We start from the raw sequence: 23114 nt of genomic DNA on the forward strand, positions 1-23114 counted from the left end.
TTGTCTCCCTTTCTCTAAAGAATGTCAGCTAAATTCTTATCCATAACTGACGTTACGAAAAATTTTTCCCATAGTTATCCCCTCGAAAAAGCCGGGGCAAATCTTGTTCTGATGCCGTTCCGAGATGCCGCAGTCGAAGCCGCATGGGTTTTAAATGACCATTTATTAAAATCCATTTCGCCGCAAAAAGCTCAAAAAGTTAACTCAGCACAACAAGAGCATTTCAAAGGGTTACAATCCTAATATCTCTTTCTCTAGTTAGACCCAAGTTTCATACCCTTAGAACTTGCCAACAAGACACATTTTATGATCAGCCGCTTCAATATTCCTGTCATTCTTGAGGGCTACTCCCAAGGATATTTTTTAATGTCGGATGATGATGGCAATCTCGGTTGGTATTCTAGTCGGCAGCGTACTCTCATTCCCCTTGATGATCGGTTTCGTTACCCGAAATCTCTCCGTCGGACTTTAAATAAACAGGAATTCACTCCTGCCATTGACCAAGCCTTTAAGGAAGTCTGTTATGGCTGTGCAGATCGTGATACGACTTGGATTTCACCGGAGCTGGCGGATATTTATTTAGCACTCCACCGTGCGGGTTGGGCTCATAGCTTTGAAACATGGCAGGGCGATCGCCTTGCTGGCGGTATTTTAGGGATTGTGATTGGTGGGGCATTTATTGGAGAATCGATGTTTTTCAATATTCCCAATGGTTCCAAAGTGGCCATGGTTTTACTGGTAAATCACCTCCGAGAAAAGGGATTTCAACTCTTTGACGCACAGCTCCAAAACCCTCACCTTGAAAGGTTTGGTTCCTACATCATTCACAACAATGAGTACCGTCAAATGTTGAAGCAAGCGATTAAATTACCCTGCCAATTTTGACCAAAGATTTTTCCAGCTCACAGGTTTAAATTTAGGGCTTAAATTTAGGGCTTAAATTTAGGGTCGATCTGGCTTAGGCAGGACTTAACATAATCAGCTGTCTTTTTTGAAGAGATCGCACATCATCGAGGGTAAAATCAGACCCTTCTAGCAGAGATCCAATCGTATGTTGGCGATCGCAGGCAGACATAAATTCATATTCCTCGTCATTGATAGAGATCAAGCGGTAATCAAAATCAAAAAAAGATTTGCTTGGCCAACCGTTAAGACAGGGATGAACTTCGGCGATCGCCGCCCTTAGTAGCGCATCATCGGACCAATCCGTAATTTCGAGGGGAGGTCGCGCCAAGAAAAATTCATAATGGCTAATCGTTGTGTCTAACAATTCAATCAAGCGATAACGCTCCCGTTCACCCAGATGTTGTGCCCGCGCCATCAGATCCGGCGATTTACCCACGAGTCTTTCTAGATCCCAAACCGGTGGATTAGAAAACCCGACAAACTCTAATCCTGACGCATCGATTAATTCAAATAACGTGTGAATGTTGTAGTCCGTTTCCTGCGGATGCACATACATATCAGCGAAAGACGCGTCCCGATGATTTTCTAAAGACCAGCGCTCTTTGTCGTATTGCACTAGGCGGCTATTTTCTGGCAAACTCCCAAAGATATCGCGGCCAACCTTAACGCCATCAACATAATCCCCTCGCTTCTCTCCCTGAAATAGGGCGATCGCCTCCTGCATGAGCTGAATTTCCCAACGACCTAATTCCGCATACACAAAAATATGAAACAGCCCACCCGGCGCAACCTTTTTCGCGAGGGCTTTAATGCCCTGCACAGGATCAGGCATATGGTGCAACACCCCAACACAATTAATCAGATCAAACTCACCCTCAAGCTCAGCCGCCTGCTCAATGGGTAATCGTTGAAAAGTAACAGGCGCTTGATGACTTTCCCGCACACCAGACTGACTACACCGCTTCTGGGCAACCTCCAAGGCTCCCTCACTCAGGTCAATACCGACAATTTCCGCCTCAGGATTGAGATGGAGCAAATACTCAGTACCTACACCAGTGCCACAACCTGCATCAAGGATACGAACATCATTCCGAATCGGCTTACGATTTGTACAAAAATTGTAGGCCGCTTGCCAATGCCAGCGCCAGTTGTACCCCGGCGGTGGTTCATCTAGCAAAGGTTCCGGCGGAAAAGGGTAAGTATTGTAAAGTTCACGGACAGCTTGTTGACGTGCTTCGGGGGTGTTCATCTTAGAAAGAGCCACTCAATCCTTAGAATTTGGCAAGGTAAAGTATCAGGAAAACAGGACAGCGCGTATTGTGCAACTTCGATCCCCGCTTTTGTTGATTTTTTGAAATATTTTTTAATAAACCCCATCTCCCTACCTGAAACGTTCTAATCTAAGAGCTAGCTAATAGATAAACATCACATTTAATAAAGCCTTTGGGAGAAGCGATCGCACAAGAATATCTAGTACTTTTGCTAACTCTCTCCCAGCCAGCCCGTATAAATTGAACATTTTGATTGGAGATAGTTGAAAGTCCATGACGATTAGAGCCAGCGGTGGTAGCTCATTGGCCCGCCCCCAGTTATATCAAACCGTTCCCCTCTCTAATATTTCCCAAGCAGAGCAGCAAGATCGGTTCCTCGAGACTGGTGAATTAACCTCTCTTGATACCTATTTCACTTCTGGACTCAAACGTTTGGCGATCGCCGAAGCGATAAAACAGAGTTCTCAGCTCATTGTTTCCCGGGCAGCGAACCGTATCTTTACAGGTGGTTCTCCCCTTGCATACCTAGAGAAGCCCGCCTTTGATCCCGACGAAAAACTATCCTTCGATTTAGGAGACGAAATCAGCTTCGCAGGCTCCGACGAGACAAAAAATAAAGACGGCAACCTCTTCTCCGGCGTGCGCAGTTTATTTACGGGCTCAGCAAGTGGCACAATCCCAGCCGGTTTCCGACCGATTAGCGTTTCTCGCTATGGTCCCCGTAACATGACAAAATCTCTGCGGGATATGGCTTGGTTTTTGCGCTACACAACCTACGCCATCATCGCAGGTGATCCCAGTATTCTTGTCGTTAACACCCGCGGCTTAAAGGAAGTTTTAGAAAACGCTTGTTCTATCCCAGCCACCGTTGTTGCACTACAAGAAATGAAAGCAGCTTGTCGTGACTTGTTCCGAGGCGACAGTGGTGCCCAAGATATCGTCGACCAATACTTCGGTGTCTTAGTAACAGAAATTCAGACCCAGTCTCCTAACAACAAGCTACGTCAGCGTCCAAAATCAGACCAACAGGGTTTAGAGCTACCCCAAAGCTATTTCAATGCCTCTGAAAATCGTCAAAAGTTTGTCATGAAGACAGGCCTTTCCACCCTAGAGAAAAACTCTGTGGTCAAGGCCGCCTATCGTCAGATTTTTGAGCGTGATATTACCCGCGCCTATAGCCAATCAATTTCTTATCTAGAGTCCCAGGTGAAGAATGGCGACATTTCCATGAAGGAATTTGTTCGTCGCCTCGCAAAATCTCCCCTCTACAGAAAGCAATTCTTTGAGCCCTTTATTAACAGTCGTGCCCTCGAATTAGCGTTCCGTCACATCCTCGGTCGAGGGCCTTCCTCCCGTGAAGAAGTCCAAGAGTACTTCTCCATTGTTTCTGACGGCGGTCTACCTGCATTAGTAGATGCTTTGGTTGATTCCCAAGAGTATTCCGATTATTTCGGCGAAGAGACAGTTCCTTATATTCGCGGTCTAGGCCAAGAAGCCCAAGAATGCCGCAACTGGGGCATGCAACAGGATCTTTTCAGATACAGTGCTCCCTTCCGTAAAGTGCCTCAGTTTGTCACAACCTACGCCAGCTATAACAATCCCCTGCCGGATCAGCATGTTTACGGCTCTGGCAATGATCCTCTCGAAATTCAATTCGGCGCTATCTTCCCGAAAGAAACTCGCAATCCCAGCAGCAGTCCTGCCCCCTTTAGTAAAGATACTCGCCGCATATTGATTCACCGTGGCCCCGGTATCAATAACCAGCTCAGTAATCCGAAAGCAAGACCGACTCAGCCGGGAACCCTTGGCGCGAAGGTATTCCGTCTCAACAATGAGTTGCCTGTTTCTGGGAAAGGAAATCCTAGTGTTAGCTTTTCTGAGACGGAAACTCAAAAGGTTATTGCTGCTGCCTACCGTCAGGTATTCGGTCGCATGGTCTATGACGGTCAACGCCAAAAAGTCGCTGAAATTCAGCTAGAGAATGGCGATATTACCCTGCGCGAATTTATCCGTGCCCTTGCAAAATCGGATGTGTATCGGAAAACCTACTGGACTTCTCTATATGTCTGTAAGGCAGTTGAGTATGCGCACCGTCGTCTTCTTGGTCGTCCTACCTACGGTCGTAAGGAAATCAACAGCTATTTTGACCTCTGCGCGAAGCAAGGTTTCTATGCTTTGATTGATGCAATCATTGATAGTAAGGAGTATGAGGAAGCGTTTGGTGAGGATACGGTTCCCTATGAGCGCTATTTAACGCCCGGTGGCTATTCTCTCCGCCAGACTCGTCCGGGTGCGATTCGTGCAGATATTGGTGCGAATGTTCAGGTTGAGAAGACACCTCGCTTTATTGAGCTTGGGACTTCTAGCACGAGTAACCTCCCGGTCACGGATGTCGGCGATCGCCTCAAGCAAGGGGTTACGGTGCAGCGCGAGCAGGTTAAGACTTTCAAGCTCCGCGATACGTTTAATAAGGTAGAACTTAAAGCGACGATTGCGGCGGCATATCGTCAGGTCTTTGAGCGTGATATTGACCCATATATTGTTGAGGCTCAATTCACCGGTCTTGAGAGCCGTCTCGGCAATCGCGAGATCAACATGAAGGAATTCATTGAAGGTTTAGGTTGTTCCGAGCTTTACCAGAAAGAGTTTTATACTCCATATCCCAACACTAAGGTGATTGAGATGGGTACAAAGCATTTCTTGGGGCGTGCACCTCAGGATCAAAAGGAAATTCAAAAGTACAACCAAATCCTTGCAGCAGAGGGTCTTAAGGCCTTTATCGGTGCAATGGTGAATAGTGTAGAGTATGCAGAGAACTTTGGTGAGGATGTTGTGCCTTATCGTCGCTTCCCAACGCTTCCGGCGGCGAACTTCCCCAACACAGAGAAGCTATACAACACTTTGACTAAGCAAAATGCAGATGTTGTCGTGCCCAGCTTTGAGCCTGCGGTTAAGCGCTAAAAACGCCCATTAAACTAAATTCATTAAAAAAGCCTCCTAGTTCTGGGAGGTTTTTCTTTTTGTCAGAGTATTGTTTTTGTGCAAGGATTCTGGGCTGCCCCACTGAATCACTGAATCGAGGAGTGTGGCAAATTTTTTGGTTATTCTGACTGATTTTTTTAAGGGTTAGCAGGTTATCTTCTGCTATGGTCACTGTCAGCAAGATTGCTAGGGGCTTAAGGGTTTAAACCCCTATAGGACAAGGGTTAGCAGTCTATCCAGTGTCTTAAGCTTTATGGTTTATAGATAAAAGTTTTAGAGGATATTCCTGTTTCGCTTTAAGGTGAAATAACGATATTCTCAATCCTAGTGGGGAAAACGAAGTCATTAGTCGGAAATACTCAAAACATAGGAATCACGGTTGGAAGAGCTTTCAAAGTTACCTACAAAAATCTGGTAATTGCCTTCTTGACTCCAAACACCACTGATTTCAGCGGGAATACCGGGAGCGGCGATCGCACAAAAAGAACTTGCTTCAGGATTATTGGCATCTTTAATCATGAGTGTGTAGGGAATATTTGTTTGACCACTGGGGCTATTTACTTGGATTTTCATGGAAACCATACTGTTGGCATTAACAGAGAAGGTATGGTTTGCTTGATTACTGATCCAACCACAGCCGCCACTATCTTTGTTACCGCCAGCTGTGCCACTAATTTGACCTGATATTGGTTGACCATTTGCTGAAATGCTAATGCCAGAGCCAGTGGAGGTAATAGTAAATTCACTTTGGGCGATCGCCGGCGCTGCGGCAAGTAAAAACGCTCCACAAGCTGCCGCAGCGAAGGTAAGTTTAGAAGAGAATGTTGTCATGGTTTTGCTAAGCTCAAAGGCTTATTAATTGAGGAGTTTATATTCCGAGGAGATCCCTCCCTAGTCATCTAGATGAATAGGCGCTGTAAAAAGTTCCCAATGGACAGTTGATGACGGAGTTAGTTTTAGAGTAGCGGCTCTGGTTTGGGGAAGTCTCCCTTGTTTATGCTTATTTACTCGGTTATAACGTCCTTTGATTAACCTTGGCGGAGGCTTTGTGTCAGTTTAAAAACTGTTAGACCTGAGCAACCAGTCTTACCAAGGATTTCCCACCAAACTAAAGCTACTCCAAACATAGGGATGGGTTAGATCTGTCGTTCGCAGGCGTGCCACGGCATCCGGTAGTGGAATTGTGCCTTCGGGTGTAATGAGATTGGCTCCTTCTCGCCGCACTTCTCCCTTCAGCAAAGCTAACTGTGCTTGTCGTAGTGCTTCGGCTTTAATTGGTGCAGATTGTAGTTCTTGATAAAACTGCGTCATTAGTCCCAAGGTTCCTTCGTCGCTGACATACCAGAGGCTCCCGATCGCCGATTTAGCACCAGAGGCGATCGCCAAACCAGAAAAACCGAGTTCCGCATTGGGATCACCGAACGCCGTTCGACAAGCAGATAAAACCAGCAACTCGATCGGTGGATTATTGAGTTGTAATTGTGGCAACTCAGCTAGGGATAAGCGTTGATCCCAAAACTGAATATAGGAACGATCCAGTGCTCCCGGCAAAAATTCACCATGGGTGGCAAGGTGTAAAATGCCGTACTCTTGGCGATCGCGCGCCGCTAGTAAACGCTCTACTGTAAATTGATTTTCCAAGTAAACATCACCTTCCCAGAGGCGATCGGCAATGACCGACAACTCCACAGGCACCGCAGGCAAATCACTTTGCTGCTGAAATTCCGAAGCCCCCATGGCCAGCACCTGACTTTCTCGTAAATTGACATAGTCCGTTTGGGTCAAAGCAAAGCTAGGCATCATACCCACACTATACTTTTCGATGACAAACTCTTCACCATCATGCAGTGCCGCCAAAGGTAGAGTCCGCAGCCCACGATCCATTACAAACGTCAAATTGTCGATTTGAGATTCGTTGAGCTCCGCCTCAAGGGGTTTGATCAGCAGATCATAGAAATACTGCGCAGAACGTAAATAGGATTTACCTAAACGGGGAGCCGTAACGCTGCGGTGGAAGGAGCGTGACGCTTGCAAAATAGCTTCTCTACTACTGCCAACGATGCGGCGACGCACAACTTTGCCACTAGCAGTCAGCATCACGAGTTCTAATTCATCATCATCGCGGACTTCTCGACCCACATCAAGATAATTTTGGCGGGCATTTTCGTCGAATTGCCACAGAATATTGTTGTCTTTGCCAATGGTCTGTTTTGACGATTGTTTTGTGCCTCGCGATTCTTTTTCTCGAAATGCCACATAGATAATGGCAGGCTCAATATCGAGTAAAGATTGAATCTCAGCCAGTTTTGATTGCACTGCGTCAAAGTTTGTACTTGGTTTCGCCGATAAACCAAAGTGATCACCATAGTCATCAAAAAAATCGTCTTCTAAATCCTCATATTCTTCATCGCTCCAGTCGCCATCTTCATATTCGTATTCATAGTCAAAATCGCTTGCAAACTCTTCATCGTCTTCGTCAAATTCGTCGTCTTCTTCTCCTTCACTAAATTCTTCATCGTCTTCGTCAAATTCGTCGTCTTCTTCTCCTTCACCAAATTCTTCGTCATCATCGCCAAATTCATCATCAAATTCATCATCAAACTCGTCGTCGCCGAACTCATCGTCAAATTCATCATCAAACTCGTCGTCGCCAAATTCATCATCAAATTCATCTCCGAATTCTTCATCTCCAAATTCACCATCAAAATCTGATTCGTCAAAGTCAAACCCATTTTCTAAGATGACGTTATTGCCTTGGGTTACTGTGCCTGTGCTATTACCGTCTGCATCGGCGACGAAGTTTATGGTCATGGTGGAGCTATCAAATGCCCCAATTTGAATGGTTCCTTCGAGCTTAATGTCGTTATTTGCGGTGAGGGTCAGTGCTGAGTCTTGATTTGTACTGGTGATATCTGCTCTGACAATGATGTCGTTGTCTGCTCTGAGTTCGAGGGCGTTGCCACTGGACCAAGTAATGGGGGCGGTGACGGTAATGTTGCCTAAATCAGTGTTACCGGAGGCGGTGGTGACTAGGACATTGCCTAGAGCTAGTTGGTTTTGTAGGGTGATAATGTTGAGGTTTGAGGGGCTGTTACTGGGATCGCTAAAGGTTCCGGCAGCAAAATTGAGGCTTGGACTTGTTGTGCTGTTGGAAATGGTGATATCTGTGGGGTCTAAAAGCAGTTGTCCGTCTTGGCCTAGGGGCGATCGCAGATCAACTCGCCCTTGAAAATCAAGATATTGTTTACCGCTGACTTCGACAAAACCGCCGTCGCCACCCAGTCGTCCGCCTTTTGCATTGATGTTGCCATAGAAAAATGTCGATTGGTCAGACCAGACAATGACTTTACCGCCATCTCCTGCGGCGATCGCCGCCGCTGTAATGTTCGAATTTTGGTCAACAAAAACATTATTGGCATTTGTGAATAAGCCCTGTCCTTGGCGATCGCCTCCAATATAGATTTCACCGCCGCCATTCAAGCCAGACCCATCGATATTGGCTCCGGTGAGAATCATTTCTTGACCCAGTAATGTGGCTACACCACCAGTATTACCACTGACATCTAGCGCCCCACTAAAAAATAAATCCCCAGAATCACTGGAAATAGTTACATTCGTAGCGCTTAGCTTGGCCGCGCCATTATTTAAAGTGACACCCGTCTCTAAATCATGTCCTGTCAACAAACGAGGAATATCAACAAAAGTTGTCGGCGCACCATGATTAAATTCGAGATTAAGCAATTGACCAGCTTGGGATAGTCGTAGCGTATTTGTACCCGGTACAGCCGTGAGATTGATCGTTCCCCCTGACGCGGTCAGTGAACCTGTGTTGATAATCTGTGAAGCAAAAAGATTAATCCTTTGGCCTGCATTAACCGCTAAATCTGCGCCATTAATAATGCCGCCAGTACCATCAAAGAAAAATTGGTTGGGCGTACCAACAAGCTCTGCATAATTCGTTGCCCCTGACCAAGGAGCATCACCGAAACCGACTCCTGTAGCCGTAGTTGCAGTAAAGTCCGCTGATAAATTTAATTGGGCATTTTCACCGAAAACAATGCCACTAGGATTGATTAAATATAGGTTGGCATTACTACCACCAACACTAAGCAAACCATCAATTAGAGAAGGATTAGCGCCACTGACCCTAGACAAAATATTTTGAATCGCTGGCGTACTGACAAATGTCGCACTTTGATTTGTACCGACATTAAAATCCTGAAAATCGTGAAATAGATTATGACCATCCCCAGAAGTGATCCCGCCAGAAATATTCCAGTTTTCACCATTATTTGTAACGACGGTATTGGTTGTGTTTGCCGTGGGCGTAATCTGGGCGATCGCCGGTATTGTCAAACAGCTAAAACTCAAGCCAATGGTGGCAAACAATAAGCGAAAATAAGACACGTAAAACTCCTCAAGCTGGCTGAGATGACTGATTAGAACTCTTTTTTCTAATGGGGAAAATGACCATGGCAACAGGTTACCCGCCAACACAATAGTCTAGTTAGCACTTTTAATTGGGGCAAGTAGTCCCGAGTTTTTCAATACACCCACGCCGTCCTATGATTATGATATTTAAGCCAACCTCAAACGGAATCCCCGCTTTAATCTTTGCAATAACTTCGATTTGAGAAAATGTTAGTTAGTGAGAAGATCATCTATGAGTTTAGTCTACGTCCTTTTATTTAATGCCCGTACCGAAAACGAGGGTATTCACACGCTCCAAGAGGGCGATCGCAACAAGATCTTAATGTTTGAAGATAAAGATGATGCGACTCGCTTTGCTCTAATGTTGGAGGCTCAAGATTTTCCGCCAGTGACGGTAGAAGGCATGGAAGATCGAGACATTATCGAATTTTGTGAAGGTGCTGACTACGGCTATGATCGCATCGCCCCCGGACAATTAGCTGTACCACCAGAGAATAATGTCGACGAAACTGACTGGAGCGAGTCTGGTAGCTATGAGGCAAAAGCAGAAAAGTCAGAAAAAACAGAAAGTGAAGATGAAAGTGATCTGTCTGATGATGAGCTAGAGCGTATTCGTCAGCAATTAGAAGGGTTACTTTAGGTCTATCTTTGGTCTCACTCTATGGAGCCACCGTGTTTATTACACACCAGAGTTTAGGCTAATTCCGGTTGGGCTGTGAGGCTGGCAGAAATATAGTCGGCGGTAGCTTCCACAAGGGCGATCGCATTTTCATAGAACATCCGCGTTGGGCCAATCACACCGACACTACCAACGGGGACTTCTTCTTGGTAGTAGTTGGCGGAAACCATGGCGCAGGTTTTCATAGGTTCTAGGGGATTTTCTACACCAATGTGGATCAGCGTTGTACGCTCATCGCCATCACGGTTAAACATTACCGGGACGAGCTGCTCCTGGCGCGCCTCGATGAGATGCAAAAGTGTCTGTAGTTGCGTCAGTTGCGAAAATTCAGGTTGGCGCAGTACTTCAGAAATGCCATGGACTAAAATCGGTGTCGAAATATTACTCTGATTCACCTTGGCAACCGTTTGGCACACCGTTTGTAACACCTCGGCACAGTGGCGAAAATCCTGATCTAGCGCTTCTAAGTCTAGTCTAGAAATCTCTTCCAGCGATCGCCCTTGGAGATGATGATTTAAAAAATTCGCGAGAATTGCCAATTCATCGGGATCGGACTCTAGCTCTAGGGCAACAGATTGGGGCTGAAACGTATCAGTCACCACAACCATAATAATTTTGTTTGACGAGAGAGGCAGTAACTGCAAATGTCGCAATCTGGCATGGTGTTGCTGGGGAACAGTAATTAAGGCAATATAGCCACTCAAAGTCGCCAAAATCTGATTAGCTTGCTTTAGGGTCGCTTCTAGACCCCAAAGCTGTTCATCGGACTGTTGATGGAGCGTCTGACGGACTTTTTGGCGTGTCTGGTGATTTGGTGTTAACAATTCATCGACATAAAAACGATAGCCAGAATCGGACGGAATACGCCCCGCAGATACGTGGGGTTGATACAAAAAACCTGCCTTTTCGAGTTTCCCCATGACATTCCGAATCGTGGCTGAGCTCACCTGAAAATCATATTCCTTGACTAGGGTTTTAGACCCAACGGGTTCAGCGGTAGAAATATAGTGATTGACCGTTGCCCGAAAAATATTTTGGTATCTCGGATTAAGAATATTTTGAGCAGCCATAAAGTGTAATGGGGAACAGGTTAAGCCCGTAAATTATGTGGCAAGTGTTAAAGAAATATTAATTTTGTTCGTCATAGGATCCATAAAAAAGATTGCTTTATTTTAAGAAATAAACTCAATCTGTGGCAGCTAGTATAGCTGATTTCTTCCTTTTGACTAGTAGCGGGGTACGCTGCGGTCAACGCTTAGGGAATAGGCATCGATGCCACCCATAATATTGATGGGATTGGTAAAGCCATTTTGTTGTAGCCACTGGCACATTTGGGCAGAGCGCATGCCGTGGTGACAAAGGACATAGGTTGGCATGGTGGGGTCGAAGTCTTGGGTAATTGTGGGGGACCACTCTTCAAATTTGCTCAGAGAAAGTACTTTAAAGCCGTCGATGGAGCAGATCTCTATTTCTTGGGGTTCTCGCACATCAATGAGCTGTAAATCTTGGTCTAGTTCTTTGGCGATCGCCATTTTTTCTGCAAGGGTTTGTACCGAAATTTCTTGGAAGGTCGTAGTCATAGGGTCTTTTTTTTGATGTTTTTATCGTGTTAGCAAATGTAATGACAGCTGCACAAAAAGCGGGAAAATTTCATTAATAATTTAGAAAGTTTTAGGGGGGTTATGCCAATGTTGTCGGTGTTTCAGTTTGTCACAAAACTGTTCAAAGTTAAGGAGTATTGCAGTTCCTGCGATCAAGTGCTCACCCCAATTTCAGAATGGTACAAGTAACAGTAGAGGTCTATCGAAGCAGTGGAGGACATCCTAATATGCCCTAGCCGTTGGCGATCGCCTCACCTTCCCAGCACGACATCTGATTAGACGTTTTATTTGTTTAAGAAAACAGCCATTACTTGAGTTTGTATGGATTTTGCCAATTTTCCGTGGTTATCCACGATTATTCTATTTCCCATCGTTGCAGCTTTATTTCTGCCGATCATCCCAGATAAAGACGGTAAAACAGTACGATGGTTCGCCCTAACTGTAGGTCTTATCAATTTCACCATTATCGTTGCCGCCTTCTACACGAGCTATGACTTTAGTAGCTCTGAGCTGCAACTCACTGAAAGCTATACCTGGGTTGAGGCGATCGGCCTCCGTTGGTCAGTCGGTGCAGACGGTCTGTCCATGCCCCTGATTTTGCTTACTGGTTTTATTACGACCCTTGCCACCCTTGCAGCTTGGCCGGTTACCTTTAAGCCAAAATTGTTCTACTTTCTGATGCTGCTGATGTACGGCGGTCAGATTGCGGTCTTCGCGGTACAAGATATGCTCTTGTTTTTCTTTACATGGGAGCTAGAGCTTGTCCCGGTATATCTCATTCTCTCCATTTGGGGCGGTAAAAAACGTCTCTATGCAGCGACTAAGTTTATTATTTACACCGCCGGGGGATCGCTCTTTATTTTAATCGCAGCCCTCACCATGGCGTTCCACGGTGATACGGTCACCTTCGACATGACGGCGATCGCCAACAAAGACTTTGGTCTGAACCTCCAACTTCTTTTGTACAGCGGTTTACTCATCGCCTACGGCGTAAAACTTCCCATTTTTCCACTACACACTTGGTTGCCCGATGCCCACGGTGAAGCAACAGCACCAGCACACATGCTCCTCGCCGGGATCCTCCTTAAGATGGGTGGCTATGCCCTATTGCGGATGAATGCCGGGATGTTACCCGATGCCCACGCCCTTTTTGGCCCAGTGCTCGTCATTTTAGGTGTTGTCAACATTGTTTATGCTGCCTTGACATCCTTTGCCCAGCGCAACCTCAAACGCAAAATTGCCTATTCCTCCATTTCCCACATGGGCTTTGTGCTCATCGGGATGGCATCCTTCACTGACCTAGGAACCAGCGGCGCAATGCTGCAAATGATTTCCCACGGTTTAATTGGAGCCAGCCTCTTCTTTATGGTCGGTTCTACCTACGACCGCACCCACACCCTCATGCTTGATGAAATGGGCGGCGTTGGTAAGAAGATGAAAAAAATCTTTGCCATGTGGACAACCTGCTCTTTTGCCTCCCTCGCCTTGCCGGGTATGAGTGGTTTTGTGGCAGAGCTGATGGTCTTCGTCGGTTTTGCCACCAGTGATGCCTATAGCCCCACTTTCCGTGTCATTGTCGTTATCTTGGCGGCGATCGGTGTTATTCTTACGCCTATTTATCTCCTCTCCATGTTGCGGGAAATCCTTTACGGCCCGGAGAATAAAGAGCTGGTCGAACACGAAGCCCTTGTAGATGCAGAGCCACGGGAAGTGTTTATTGTTGCCTGCTTACTCATTCCAATCATTGGTATCGGCCTTTATCCAAAAGCCGTCACCCAGATTTATGCTTCCACCACAGAGCACCTAACAGAAGTGTTGCGTGCTTCCGTGCCCAGCTTAAATCAGATGGCTAAGGCCAATGCGTCTGATCTGGCATTTTTCCGCGCGCCGGAAATTGAGCCAATCTCACAATATAAATAGCCATTTATAAAGCCACAAAGTCTTTAATGGCTTGTTTTCAAAATCCTCTGCTGCGTTGGCGGGGGATTTTCTTTTTGCGTCAAATCAGGGCAACGGAGAAATTTGTTCAGCTGAAGTCACGGGTTCGTTGCTATTGACGGCGTTTAGAGCAAAAGCCCCATCATTGGCACAGGGGATTAAGGTTTGATTTTGCGTAATACTGCGACAAGCTGCTCTCATTAGGATTTTTGCAAAATCTTCTTTTTTAACTCGAAACCATTATTGATTTGTTCAATTTACAGGCTTATGGAAGAGGTCTATGCAATATTGAGCACTCTCAATAGTCTTGTTTTAGTCGATCCCGTTACTCAGATGAAGTCCCATCGTTCACTAGAGCAGCACTGGAAACCAGTTCGATACGCTCAGGATTACCGAAAAAGTCTTTAGAAATATCGATCAACATAGAAGCTAGTGGTGTTAGCTGCCAATGGCCATCGAGACTTTGTAATAGTTGATCCTGTTGCTTGCGATAGCCGCGAATATCCCATGTGCCGTTATTAATGATGGCAAACCAAACGTCGCCATGTTCACTTGTCGGAATCATGCCCGCCAAGGCACTGACTTGGTTGAGGGTTCCGGTTTTGGCAATAATTCCTTTTGGCATTTTGCGGTCAATCATGGTGCCGCGTGTATCTCGTCCGGCAACGGGAAATAAATCGGAAATGGCAAGGGTCTCGGAGTCGATGGAACGATCAATTGCCTGAAACATCATGACTGCTGCTCTTGGGGAGATGCGATTTTCAACGCCTAGTCCAGAGCCATTAATCAGCTGTAGTTCGTTTTCGGGAATCTCTAGATCTTGGGCAACTTGTTTACCCATTTGGGGGCCACCGCCAAGATTTTGGGCAATCATTTCGGCGATCGCGTTGTTGCTGTAGATATTCATCAGTTTTAGAATTTCTGATAACACTAATGATCGATGTACTAGTATTTTTGCTGCATTACCCGGCAAGGCTTCTGCCCGTTGGACATTGCCTGAAATCGCCACTTGAGGCTTAGCTGTGCCTGCTTTCATACTGCGATGTTGACGACTAGCCTCATCATTCCACAGACGATGATCTATGCCCATGCGTAGCGTTTGGCCAGACACTATCGGGTCAATGGCGTAGTTCATCGCAAAGTCACCCACGACAATGAGGTTGCCCTGTACCTGACGGATACCTGCTGCATTCAGGGCATTACCAACGGCGATCGCCTCTTCCCACACAAACAACGGATCACTGCCCCCTGCAATAATCAAATCGCCATTTAGTACACCATTATTGACCGAGCCTGTCCGATAAATAGCCGTTTGAAACTGATGGGTGAGAGACCATTTATTAATGGCGGCTAAAGTCGTTGCCACTTTGGTGAGCGAAGCCGCAGACAGAGCTTGGGTTCCTTGATGTTGACCAAGGGGAACCCACTGGGACTGAATCCAAATCCCTTGACGATTAATAGACTTACCCTGCTCCCCTAGCTGATTAATGTAGCGTTCCACAAGCTGTTGAACCGTAGGATCATCTTGATAACTAAGCTGAAAAACGGCAGCACTTTCCCAAACCAACGGACGATAGGGAATAATATCTGGCGGTACATCCGGTTGCAGGAAATTTGTCACAAAACCAGCAAGTCCGAAACTAATCGCTTTTAACATGAGATGCAGCTAAACCATTTCTACAGCAGTATAAGGGCAAGAAAAAAAGATGCCATTTGACCACCGATAATATCATCGAAAATTCTTCACTACTTACACTAAGGACGAATCAGCCTTCTGGTAATATGTGGGAGGCATTTATTCCAGACCAATATGTCATCAACACGCGTGAGAATAGCTATAGACGCTATGGGGGGAGATTATGCTCCCGAAGAAATCGTTGCTGGAGCAATTAGAGCAGTAGAAGAACTTGAGGTGGAAGTCTTCCTCGTTGGTGACCCTGAACTTATAAAAAGATATCTAGATAAACATGCGAAAATCCCTACTGATTTTGTGCATGTTATTGAAGCAGAAGGGGTTGTTGAAATGTGTGAAGAGCCCCTTGTGGCCATTCGTCGTAAACCCAAAGCGTCGATCAACCTCGCCATGAAGCTTGTCCGTAAAAAGCAAGCTGACGCTGTGGTTTCAGCGGGACATTCTGGTGCGGCAATGGCGGCAGCCCTTTTAAAACTTGGACGCATTAAAGGTATTGACCGTCCGGCGATCGGTGCTGTTTTCCCGACATTAGACCCCGATCGATCCGTGATTGTCCTTGATGTTGGTGCCAATGTTGATAGTAAACCCAAATATTTAGAGCAATTTGCCTTAATGGGAACGATTTACAGCAAATATGTACTGGGCAATAAAGAGCCTCAGGTCGGTCTGCTAAATATTGGTGAGGAACCTTCGAAGGGCAATGAACTGGCTTTAAAGACCCATGAGCTGTTGACAAACAATCCAGCGATCCCCTTTAAGAGCAATGCCGAAGGCCGTGATGTACTCTCTGGAGATTTTGATGTCGTTGTTTGTGATGGCTTTACAGGAAATATTCTTCTGAAATTTGCCGAATCTGTTGGTTCTGTACTTTTGCAAATCCTGAAGGAAGAACTCCCCCGGGGTATCCGTGGTAAGGCTGGGGCGTTAGTTTTAAAGCCGAATCTCAAGCGTATTAAACAAAGGGTCGACCATGCAGAGCATGGTGGTGCACTGCTGTTTGGTGTCGCGGGTGTTTGTATTATTAGCCATGGTAGCTCGAAGGCTCCGTCAATTTTTAATGCCATTCGCTTAGCGAAAGAGGCGATCGACAATGAAGTTATTCAACGGATTCAAAGCTACACGGAGGAGCATCAGGAGCTCGTGAAACAAGCCGTCGCCAAGGAAGGATAATAGAAAAAAGGCATTTAATGAATTACTATCAAGTGATTCATCTCCGAGGAAGTAAGGGAGTCGAGCATTGAAATTTGATGGGGCAGGTATTGCCATTACGGGGAGCGGCTCTGCGACTCCCCAAGCGGTTGTCCAAAATGATGATCTTAGCCAGTTAGTAGAAACCTCGGATGACTGGATTCGGACGCGTACGGGTATTCGCAATCGGCATTTGCTTGAAGAGGGCGGTAGTTTAAGTGAGCTGGCGGCAACTGCGGCAACACGGGCGATCGCCTCGGCCCATCTCCAACCGGAAGATATTGATTTGGTGCTATTGGCCACATCAACACCTGATGACTTGTTTGGTAGTGCGGCTAAAGTACAGCATTTGATCGGCGCGAGAAATGCGGTTGCTTTTGATCTAACGGCGGCTTGTTCTGGTTTCGTGTTTGGTTTAGTGACGGCTGCCCAGTATCTCCGGACAGGTGCTTTTCAAAATGTCGTTGTCATTGGTGCAGATATTTTGTCTCGCTGGGTTGACTGGGGCGATCGCACGACTTGTGTTTTATTTGGCGATGGTGCTGGCGCTGTGGTCTGTCAGCGGGATGAAGTAGACCAACTCCTCGGCTTTGAAATGTATAGCGATGGCAGTCAAAATCATTGCCTTAACTTGTCTTATCAGGCAAACCCCAAGTACCTCGTCCATGATCTGACAATTCAAAAAGGCGAATACCAAGCTGTCACCATGAATGGGCGCGAAGTCTATCGCTTTGCGGTGGCTAAAGTCCCAGAGGTTGTCGAAAAAACATTGTTTCGGTCTGAGATTGGTGTGGATGATATTGATTGGCTCATTTTACATCAGGCTAATCAACGGATTATTGATGCCGTCGCTAAACGCTTAAAACTCCCTGCTGAAAAGGTAATTGCCAATTTACATGAGTACGGCAATACTTCTGCAGCCTCGATTCCCCTTGCCCTAGACGAAGCGATCCAAGCAGGAAAAATCAAAGTGGGTCAAACCATTGTGACTTCTGGTTTTGGTGCAGGGTTATCTTGGGGCTGTGCCATTTTCCGGTGGGGCAAATCTTAGTTTTTTTAGCTGAATAGATCTTTGATTCAATCTGAGGCGCTTGTTCCTGTTACTGGGGCGATCGCCTCCTTAGCGATCAAGACTTCTAGGACATCTCGCACAATGGGCGCGGCAACCGTTCCACCATAGGAATTGGGCGCGGTCGGTTCATCCACAATGGCCAACACTACATACTGTGGCTTTTCAACGGGAAAAATACTAACAAAACTCGTAATTTTTTTACCCACCAAATAGACACCGTTTTTTGCCTTTTGTGCCGTACCCGTTTTACCCGCAATACGATAGCCCGCAATTTTCGAAGCTTTACCACTACCGTCATCAACGACCGTTTCCATCATCTCTACCACCTGCCGTGCCGCTGTCGGTGAAAAGATCTGCACTGGTGCTGCCGGAGTTGCATCGGTGGCCTCTGCTTCATTCTCGATAGTTTGCCATTCCCCCTTACTATCAATCAACCCCTGTACAACACGAGGTTTCACTAATTTACCGCCATTTGCTAAGGCCGCATGGAGTTGAACAAGCTTTAGGGGGGTCAGCGTAAAGCCCTGGCCAAAGGAGCTTGTGGCGGCCTCAATTTGACCCGCTGTAAAGGTCTCGCGATTTTTAATAAAGCCAACGGCTTCCCCGGGCAAATCTACACCTGTTCCTTTTTCGATATTCAGTGCCTGTAATTTGTCATAGTAGTCATCGACGCTAATTTTTTGCATTAATTGCACCATGCCGATATTGCTTGATACACGTAAAATTTTGGCGGCATCGACATAGCCATAACCACCCCGCTGGTCGAAGTCATGGTTTCTAATTGGCCAAGTGTTAATGATCATTTGACCTGCGTCGTAAACGATGGTTTCCGGTTGGATTACGCCGGCATCTAGGGCGATCGCCACATTAATCGGCTTAAACGTAGAGCCCGGTTCATAGAGATCGGAAACAACCCAGTTTTTAAAAAGATTAATTTGCTCTTCCGGCGAATAGGAAAAATATTTATTCGGGTCATAGGTAGGTTCACTCGCCAAAGTCAACAGATCCCCAGAATGAACATCCATCACAATGACAGCACCCCGCTTCGCATTGTAGGCCGCCATTTGTTTTTTTAAAGAGTCCCGCGCCACTCGCTGCAAGGTCAAATCAAGGGTGAGCTTTACCTGCCAATCATCATATTTCAGAAGACCAGCCTCCAAATTCGATGGCAACAACGCACCATTACCCGCACGCGTCAGCTGAAGCACAACGGGATCCCGCTGAATGAGATGCTTTTGTTTAAACTCTACCCCCGTTTGGCCAACATGGTCAAAATCCACAAAGCCAATCACCTCTGCCGCCACCTCCTTTTGGGGATAAAAACGAGCAAAACGATTAACCAGCTCCACACCATCTAAGCGGAGATCGCGAATTGTATTAGCCACATCACTCTCAAGGTAATGGGTGAGTAAGATACCACTTTCTTCGCTGCGAAACTTTTGTTCAAGCTCGGCCGCATCTTGATCCGGCAGAACTGCCGCAAGATGGTAGGCAACATAACGATAAACGTCCTGGGAGGCATACTCTGGTGTACCTTCTTTAAGCCTAGTTGGCAGATTAAAACCGTTGGGATGAACGTAAAGACTATAGACAATTTGATCAATGGCTAAAGCATTACCATCGCGGTCAATAATCGTGCGACGAGGGATATAAGGACGCAATGTCACCCGTTGCTGATTCTCCACCATTGTGTTGAGGCGTTCGTATTGGAACACTTGGAGATATAAAACGCGACCAATGAGACCAGTAATACCGCAAAAGAAAATTAGCCAAATCAAAACTAATCGTGATTGCAGCGTATTACCGCCAACGGTTTTCATCTTTTTGCGCTTTTTTGTTGCATTGGTACGGCGATGCGGAGCCGAGTGTTTGAGTTGCTGAGACCTTGAGGGGCGAGATCGGTTAACGGTCATATCAGCGAAGATAGTACGTCGAGTTTGAACATTACTGATCTTAGTTCAAGAAATCTCTTTCTCCTAAGAGAACAGCGCAATCCCTAGTAGCCAATGGGTGCTTGGTTGTTGATCGGCTGCAAGCTAGGCTTTGTTTGGGGATGCAATTTTACTGAGGGTGGGGCTGGGACAAAAACGTTATGGTCAGGTTTTGGTGTCTCTAGTGGCACGTCCGGTTCTTCTGACTGTTCCACGAGTTGCTGCTTGATGCTTTCGTTGTTGGTGACAAATCCTTGTTCGTCATCTCGTAGGCGATCAAGCTTGGCATAGGCATCGCCCCAAGCTTTTTGGTTATAGACTGTGGAGGCGTATAGTCCTATGGCTGTGCCGATGGTGGCGATCGCCAAAAATTGTGTAAATCGTTGACCCATACCCAATAATTTTAATTGCTTGTGAGGTGCTTGCGCAGGACTTTGTTTGGACGATGCAGTGGAAGCCTTGAGGGGGATAACTGGCGTGGGAGCAATGGCAGGTTTGGCAGGTTTAGCAGGTTTAAAATTAGAGCTTCGCTGCACAAACTTTCGCCTACGGGGCTGAGCCGGAAGCTGAGGTGTTTGCCAAGGTCTAGGAGCGACTGCCATGCTGATATTTCGGATTCCAGAAACAACGGATTACCAATAAATGCCATTGTAATCACGTCTTTTAACTTTTCAGCATTTTTTGGCATGTTTTCGTCTATTCTTGCGCGTATTTTGCAACTATCAATATTTATGTACTTGTTTTTCGCCCAAAAAATTTAGAAATGTATCAATTTAGTACGAGCGTATTCATAGAAGCCAATTTATCGTTTTCTTAAAACAGAACAAATGTTTTATTTTTGTTTTCCTTTACTGTTTGTTATTGTTTGACATTAAAAAAATAGTGCAAAGGTTAGGGCGATCGCCGTTGATTTTTTTTTCGCAACTTTTAATCCCATTGCCTCAACCAGATTGACTCAATTTTTAAGATTTTAAAGCACACCCTTAGAGCTAGGGATAGTGGCCGCTCGACGGGGGTCAATTTCTAAGGCCATCCGCATTGCCCGGGCAAAGGCTTTAAAGGTGGCTTCAATAATATGGTGGGAATTAATACCATCCAGTTGACGGATATGAATGGTCATCTGAGTGTGGTTAACGATCGCCACAAAAAATTCCCGCACAAGCTGCGTATCGTAGGTTCCCACCCGCTCAGTGGGAATGTCTAGGCCATAGGTCAAATGGGGGCGACCCGAAAAATCCAGGGCCACTTGCACGAGCGCCTCATCTAACGGCGCAAGAAAATGACCAAAACGATGAATGCCTTTACGATCTCCAATTGCCTTGGCGATCGCCTGACCGAGAGTAATGCCCACATCCTCATTAGTATGATGATCATCAATTTCATAATCACCCTTAGCATCAATCTCCAAATCGAGTAACCCGTGGGAACAAAGCTGGTGCAACATATGATCTAAAAAAGGCACACCAGTCTCTACCTCGCACTTACCAGTTCCATCGAGATTGACCCGCACTTTAACATCCGTCTCACCCGTAACACGAGTGACAAAAGCCGTACGATTGGAATCAGAAGAAGCAGGCATAATAAAAAGAACAACCCTCAATTTCGCTAAGCTATTCTAGCTTACGGTTGCAAACTTTTAGGAAGACAACGCTCACATCATGGATAACAACAACTGGCTGCAACAGATGGTTATGTTCGGCATTGGCACAACCTCAATTGTGGCCGAAAAGGTCAAAGAAGCAAGCGATCAATGGGTCAAAGACGGTACCATCAACCCAGACCAAGCCAAAAACATGATCGATGACATGATGAATCAGCTCAAAATGGAGCAGGGCAATGCAGAGGCTTACTTTGAGCGACAAATTCGCAATGTGCTCCAGGATCTTGGTGTACCAAACCAAGCAGAAATGAATGAACTACGGGGACGCATTGATCGCCTTGAACGCCAGGTGCGAGAATTAGAAAATAAGCAATGGCGTTAGCTCGCTAATATATAAAAGAATTTGAGATCTCAGGAGTATACAAACAAGTATAAAAATTTATGCGAGAAATCTGGATAAGCTTTGGCATCGTTGTGATCTGTAGCGTAATGCTCATTACCTCTGCTGTATTCAATATTGGCAGTCAACCGGCGATCGCCGACGAGACGATACCAATACAAGAGGTTGTAAAAATTGCGGCAAACCCCGCAGAGGAAACTGTAGAAATGGACAAACAAGAAGCATTGAAAGCTTTAGGAATAAAAGTATCAGAGCTTAAAACAACCGAGTCCGGACTAGAATACATCGAAGAAAAAGTCGGCGAAGGCGACACACCAATGGAAGGAGAAATGGTGACTGTCCACTACACAGGCAAACTGCTCAATGGCACAGTTTTCGATAGCTCCCTGAAGCGAAATGAACCTTTTTCCTTCGTCATTGGCGTTGGTCAAGTCATTAAAGGCTGGGACGAAGGCGTGATCGCCATGAAGCCCGGTGGCAAAAGAACATTAGTTATTCCAGCAGAACTAGGCTACGGCTCCCGTGGAGCTGGTGGCGTTATTCCTCCCGATGCAACCCTAGTTTTTGACGTTGAACTACTAGGTATTCGCTAAAAAAAATATTTACTCAACGTTTATTCGATTTTAAAAATTCAACAACAATAGCTTGAGAGTTTCGAACATTGAACTGGACGAACTCTCAATTTTTTTTGCAAAATTTCAGAAATTCCTAGCACACACCGTCTAAACAATAGCAAAAATCCAAATAAATTCCGTTCAGAAAAAATCCACTATTTTCAAAACAACACAATAAAATTTATGCCCAATATCTACCACAATATCTTTGTCACTCCAGCAAAAATCATTGGATAAAAGTTTGAGTCTCCAGCGCTAAAGCCTCAACAAAAATCCAATAACTTTCCTTAAAAGTGAATACCAATTATTTGGCATCTTATCAAAACGTTTCCAGAACTTGTCATTTTTAGCCTTGTCCCTCCCCGCTCACCGCTTCATCTTTTTCTACAACTAGGGCAAAACCCCGCTCCCCAAACACCAAAACGAAAGTGCCCACTTTCAACTCTACTGGACGAGGTTTTAGAAGATCAGCTGAGTAATATCTTCCTCCAAAGAAGATTTGACCTGTTTGATGCAGTGAAATAGGCAATGTCACCTTGCCGTACCCCACTTGTTCAAAAAAAGTCACCTCAACGGGCGGATTATAAGCAACCATGTCTTATTCACCCCAACACTAACTTCATTTACCGTTATAAGAGACATCCCTAGAAAATGAGAAGCTTTTGTAAAGATCTTGAAATACGCTTATGTACGCTTATGATATTTGTGAAGTATAAAGTTGTTTTGAAATTTTATCTTGCTGCTTGGGTAAACTCTAGTGGATTTTTCAGTTGAAACGGTTTTTAGATAAAAATACTTGCTGTTTTTA

19 protein-coding genes and 2 pseudogenes are annotated in these 23114 nt (G+C 45.7%); 10 read left to right on the forward strand and 11 right to left on the reverse strand.

Annotation, left to right across the window (positions count from 1 at the left end; genetic code table 11):
• Positions 1–21: 21 nt before the first annotated feature.
• A complete protein-coding gene (locus tag NIES208_RS11840; protein ID WP_075893000.1) occupies positions 22–243 on the forward strand; it encodes a hypothetical protein in 222 nt (73 codons plus the stop codon).
• Positions 244–306: 63 nt separating this feature from the next.
• Positions 307–885: a leucyl/phenylalanyl-tRNA--protein transferase gene (gene aat / locus NIES208_RS11845; protein ID WP_075893002.1), complete on the forward strand. Its 579-nt coding sequence runs from the start codon at positions 307–309 to the stop codon at positions 883–885.
• Between the two features lie 73 nt (positions 886–958).
• Here the strand turns inward: aat and NIES208_RS11850 are convergent, their stop codons facing one another.
• Positions 959–2155, reverse strand: coding sequence for a class I SAM-dependent methyltransferase (locus NIES208_RS11850; protein ID WP_075893004.1), 1197 nt, complete (start codon positions 2153–2155; stop codon positions 959–961).
• 295 nt (positions 2156–2450) lie between these two features.
• On the opposite strand from NIES208_RS11850, the pseudogene NIES208_RS19930 reads away from it, so the two are divergent.
• A pseudogene (locus tag NIES208_RS19930) lies at positions 2451–2714 on the forward strand (hypothetical protein); the annotation flags it as partial.
• Positions 2715–2843: 129 nt separating this feature from the next.
• Positions 2844–5138: pseudogene (locus NIES208_RS11855) on the forward strand (phycobilisome rod-core linker polypeptide); the annotation flags it as partial.
• Positions 5139–5504: 366 nt separating this feature from the next.
• On the opposite strand, the gene NIES208_RS11865 reads toward NIES208_RS11855, so the two are convergent.
• On the reverse strand, positions 5505–5990 hold the full coding sequence (locus NIES208_RS11865; protein WP_075893010.1) for a hypothetical protein: 486 nt from the start codon (positions 5988–5990) through the stop codon (positions 5505–5507).
• Positions 5991–6245: 255 nt separating this feature from the next.
• Positions 6246–9566, reverse strand: a complete 3321-nt coding sequence (locus NIES208_RS11870; protein WP_075893012.1) for a CHAT domain-containing protein — start codon at positions 9564–9566, stop codon at positions 6246–6248.
• A gap of 256 nt (positions 9567–9822) precedes the next feature.
• Here NIES208_RS11870 and NIES208_RS11875 point away from each other — a divergent pair, with 256 nt between their 5' ends.
• Complete coding sequence (locus NIES208_RS11875) at positions 9823–10230, forward strand: DUF3110 domain-containing protein (protein ID WP_075893014.1); 408 nt, start codon at positions 9823–9825, stop codon at positions 10228–10230.
• Between the two features lie 53 nt (positions 10231–10283).
• Here the strand turns inward: NIES208_RS11875 and hrcA are convergent, their stop codons facing one another.
• Entirely contained in the window at positions 10284–11339 is a 1056-nt protein-coding gene (hrcA, locus tag NIES208_RS11880; protein WP_075893016.1) for a heat-inducible transcriptional repressor HrcA, read from the reverse strand.
• Between the two features lie 156 nt (positions 11340–11495).
• On the reverse strand, positions 11496–11849 hold the full coding sequence (locus tag NIES208_RS11885) for a rhodanese-like domain-containing protein (RefSeq protein ID WP_084176616.1): 354 nt from the start codon (positions 11847–11849) through the stop codon (positions 11496–11498).
• Between the two features lie 342 nt (positions 11850–12191).
• Between NIES208_RS11885 and NIES208_RS11890 the strand changes: the two genes are divergently transcribed.
• Positions 12192–13790, forward strand: coding sequence for an NAD(P)H-quinone oxidoreductase subunit 4 (locus NIES208_RS11890; protein WP_075893018.1), 1599 nt, complete (start codon positions 12192–12194; stop codon positions 13788–13790).
• 84 nt (positions 13791–13874) lie between these two features.
• On the opposite strand, the gene NIES208_RS19680 is transcribed toward NIES208_RS11890, so the two are convergent.
• Together NIES208_RS19680 and NIES208_RS11895 are read right to left on the reverse strand one after the other, a co-directional pair.
• Positions 13875–14009 carry a hypothetical protein gene (locus NIES208_RS19680; RefSeq protein WP_282956454.1) on the reverse strand — a complete coding sequence of 45 codons (135 nt, stop codon included), beginning with the start codon at positions 14007–14009 and terminating at the stop codon, positions 13875–13877.
• 124 nt (positions 14010–14133) lie between these two features.
• A complete protein-coding gene (locus NIES208_RS11895; protein WP_075893020.1) occupies positions 14134–15465 on the reverse strand; it encodes a D-alanyl-D-alanine carboxypeptidase in 1332 nt (443 codons plus the stop codon).
• A 153-nt stretch (positions 15466–15618) separates the two neighbouring features.
• On the opposite strand from NIES208_RS11895, the gene plsX reads away from it, so the two are divergent.
• Together plsX and NIES208_RS11905 are read left to right on the forward strand one after the other, a co-directional pair.
• A complete protein-coding gene (plsX, locus tag NIES208_RS11900; protein WP_075893022.1) occupies positions 15619–16671 on the forward strand; it encodes a phosphate acyltransferase PlsX in 1053 nt (350 codons plus the stop codon).
• Positions 16672–16738: 67 nt separating this feature from the next.
• Positions 16739–17740, forward strand: coding sequence for a beta-ketoacyl-ACP synthase III (locus NIES208_RS11905; RefSeq protein WP_075893024.1), 1002 nt, complete (start codon positions 16739–16741; stop codon positions 17738–17740).
• A gap of 26 nt (positions 17741–17766) precedes the next feature.
• On the opposite strand, the gene NIES208_RS11910 is transcribed toward NIES208_RS11905, so the two are convergent.
• From NIES208_RS11910 to hisB, 3 genes are all read right to left on the reverse strand, one after another.
• Positions 17767–19581 (reverse strand): peptidoglycan D,D-transpeptidase FtsI family protein, encoded by a 1815-nt coding sequence (locus NIES208_RS11910; protein WP_225875302.1) that lies wholly within the window; start codon positions 19579–19581, stop codon positions 17767–17769.
• A 176-nt stretch (positions 19582–19757) separates the two neighbouring features.
• Complete coding sequence (locus NIES208_RS11915) at positions 19758–20294, reverse strand: hypothetical protein (RefSeq protein ID WP_075893028.1); 537 nt, start codon at positions 20292–20294, stop codon at positions 19758–19760.
• 368 nt (positions 20295–20662) lie between these two features.
• Entirely contained in the window at positions 20663–21271 is a 609-nt protein-coding gene (gene hisB, locus NIES208_RS11920; RefSeq protein ID WP_075893030.1) for an imidazoleglycerol-phosphate dehydratase HisB, read from the reverse strand.
• Between the two features lie 79 nt (positions 21272–21350).
• On the opposite strand from hisB, the gene NIES208_RS11925 reads away from it, so the two are divergent.
• A complete protein-coding gene (locus tag NIES208_RS11925; RefSeq protein WP_075893032.1) occupies positions 21351–21674 on the forward strand; it encodes a phasin family protein in 324 nt (107 codons plus the stop codon).
• Positions 21675–21733: 59 nt separating this feature from the next.
• Entirely contained in the window at positions 21734–22285 is a 552-nt protein-coding gene (locus NIES208_RS11930; protein WP_075893034.1) for an FKBP-type peptidyl-prolyl cis-trans isomerase, read from the forward strand.
• A 367-nt stretch (positions 22286–22652) separates the two neighbouring features.
• Here the strand turns inward: NIES208_RS11930 and NIES208_RS11935 are convergent, their stop codons facing one another.
• A complete protein-coding gene (locus NIES208_RS11935; RefSeq protein ID WP_075893036.1) occupies positions 22653–22901 on the reverse strand; it encodes a hypothetical protein in 249 nt (82 codons plus the stop codon).
• Positions 22902–23114 lie beyond the last annotated feature (213 nt).

Source organism: [Limnothrix rosea] IAM M-220, assembly GCF_001904615.1.
Taxonomy (GTDB): Bacteria; Cyanobacteriota; Cyanobacteriia; order Cyanobacteriales; family MRBY01; genus MRBY01.

Excerpts from the sequence above, each read along its gene's own strand:
- NIES208_RS19680 (WP_282956454.1), bottom strand. The coding sequence starts at position 14,009 with ATGAGAGCAGCTTGTCGCAGTATTACGCAAAATCAAACCTTAATCCCC.
- NIES208_RS11885 (WP_084176616.1), bottom strand. The coding sequence starts at position 11,849 with ATGACTACGACCTTCCAAGAAATTTCGGTACAAACCCTTGCAGAAAAA.
- NIES208_RS11890 (WP_075893018.1), top strand. The coding sequence starts at position 12,192 with ATGGATTTTGCCAATTTTCCGTGGTTATCCACGATTATTCTATTTCCC.
- NIES208_RS11895 (WP_075893020.1), bottom strand. The coding sequence starts at position 15,465 with ATGTTAAAAGCGATTAGTTTCGGACTTGCTGGTTTTGTGACAAATTTC.
- NIES208_RS11910 (WP_225875302.1), bottom strand. The coding sequence starts at position 19,581 with ATGAAAACCGTTGGCGGTAATACGCTGCAATCACGATTAGTTTTGATT.
- aat (WP_075893002.1), top strand. The coding sequence starts at position 307 with ATGATCAGCCGCTTCAATATTCCTGTCATTCTTGAGGGCTACTCCCAA.
- NIES208_RS11930 (WP_075893034.1), top strand. The coding sequence starts at position 21,734 with ATGCGAGAAATCTGGATAAGCTTTGGCATCGTTGTGATCTGTAGCGTA.
- NIES208_RS11935 (WP_075893036.1), bottom strand. The coding sequence starts at position 22,901 with ATGGTTGCTTATAATCCGCCCGTTGAGGTGACTTTTTTTGAACAAGTG.
- NIES208_RS11840 (WP_075893000.1), top strand. The coding sequence starts at position 22 with ATGTCAGCTAAATTCTTATCCATAACTGACGTTACGAAAAATTTTTCC.
- plsX (WP_075893022.1), top strand. The coding sequence starts at position 15,619 with ATGTCATCAACACGCGTGAGAATAGCTATAGACGCTATGGGGGGAGAT.
- NIES208_RS11850 (WP_075893004.1), bottom strand. The coding sequence starts at position 2,155 with ATGAACACCCCCGAAGCACGTCAACAAGCTGTCCGTGAACTTTACAAT.
- hisB (WP_075893030.1), bottom strand. The coding sequence starts at position 21,271 with ATGCCTGCTTCTTCTGATTCCAATCGTACGGCTTTTGTCACTCGTGTT.
- NIES208_RS11915 (WP_075893028.1), bottom strand. The coding sequence starts at position 20,294 with ATGGCAGTCGCTCCTAGACCTTGGCAAACACCTCAGCTTCCGGCTCAG.
- hrcA (WP_075893016.1), bottom strand. The coding sequence starts at position 11,339 with ATGGCTGCTCAAAATATTCTTAATCCGAGATACCAAAATATTTTTCGG.
- NIES208_RS11865 (WP_075893010.1), bottom strand. The coding sequence starts at position 5,990 with ATGACAACATTCTCTTCTAAACTTACCTTCGCTGCGGCAGCTTGTGGA.
- NIES208_RS11925 (WP_075893032.1), top strand. The coding sequence starts at position 21,351 with ATGGATAACAACAACTGGCTGCAACAGATGGTTATGTTCGGCATTGGC.
- NIES208_RS11875 (WP_075893014.1), top strand. The coding sequence starts at position 9,823 with ATGAGTTTAGTCTACGTCCTTTTATTTAATGCCCGTACCGAAAACGAG.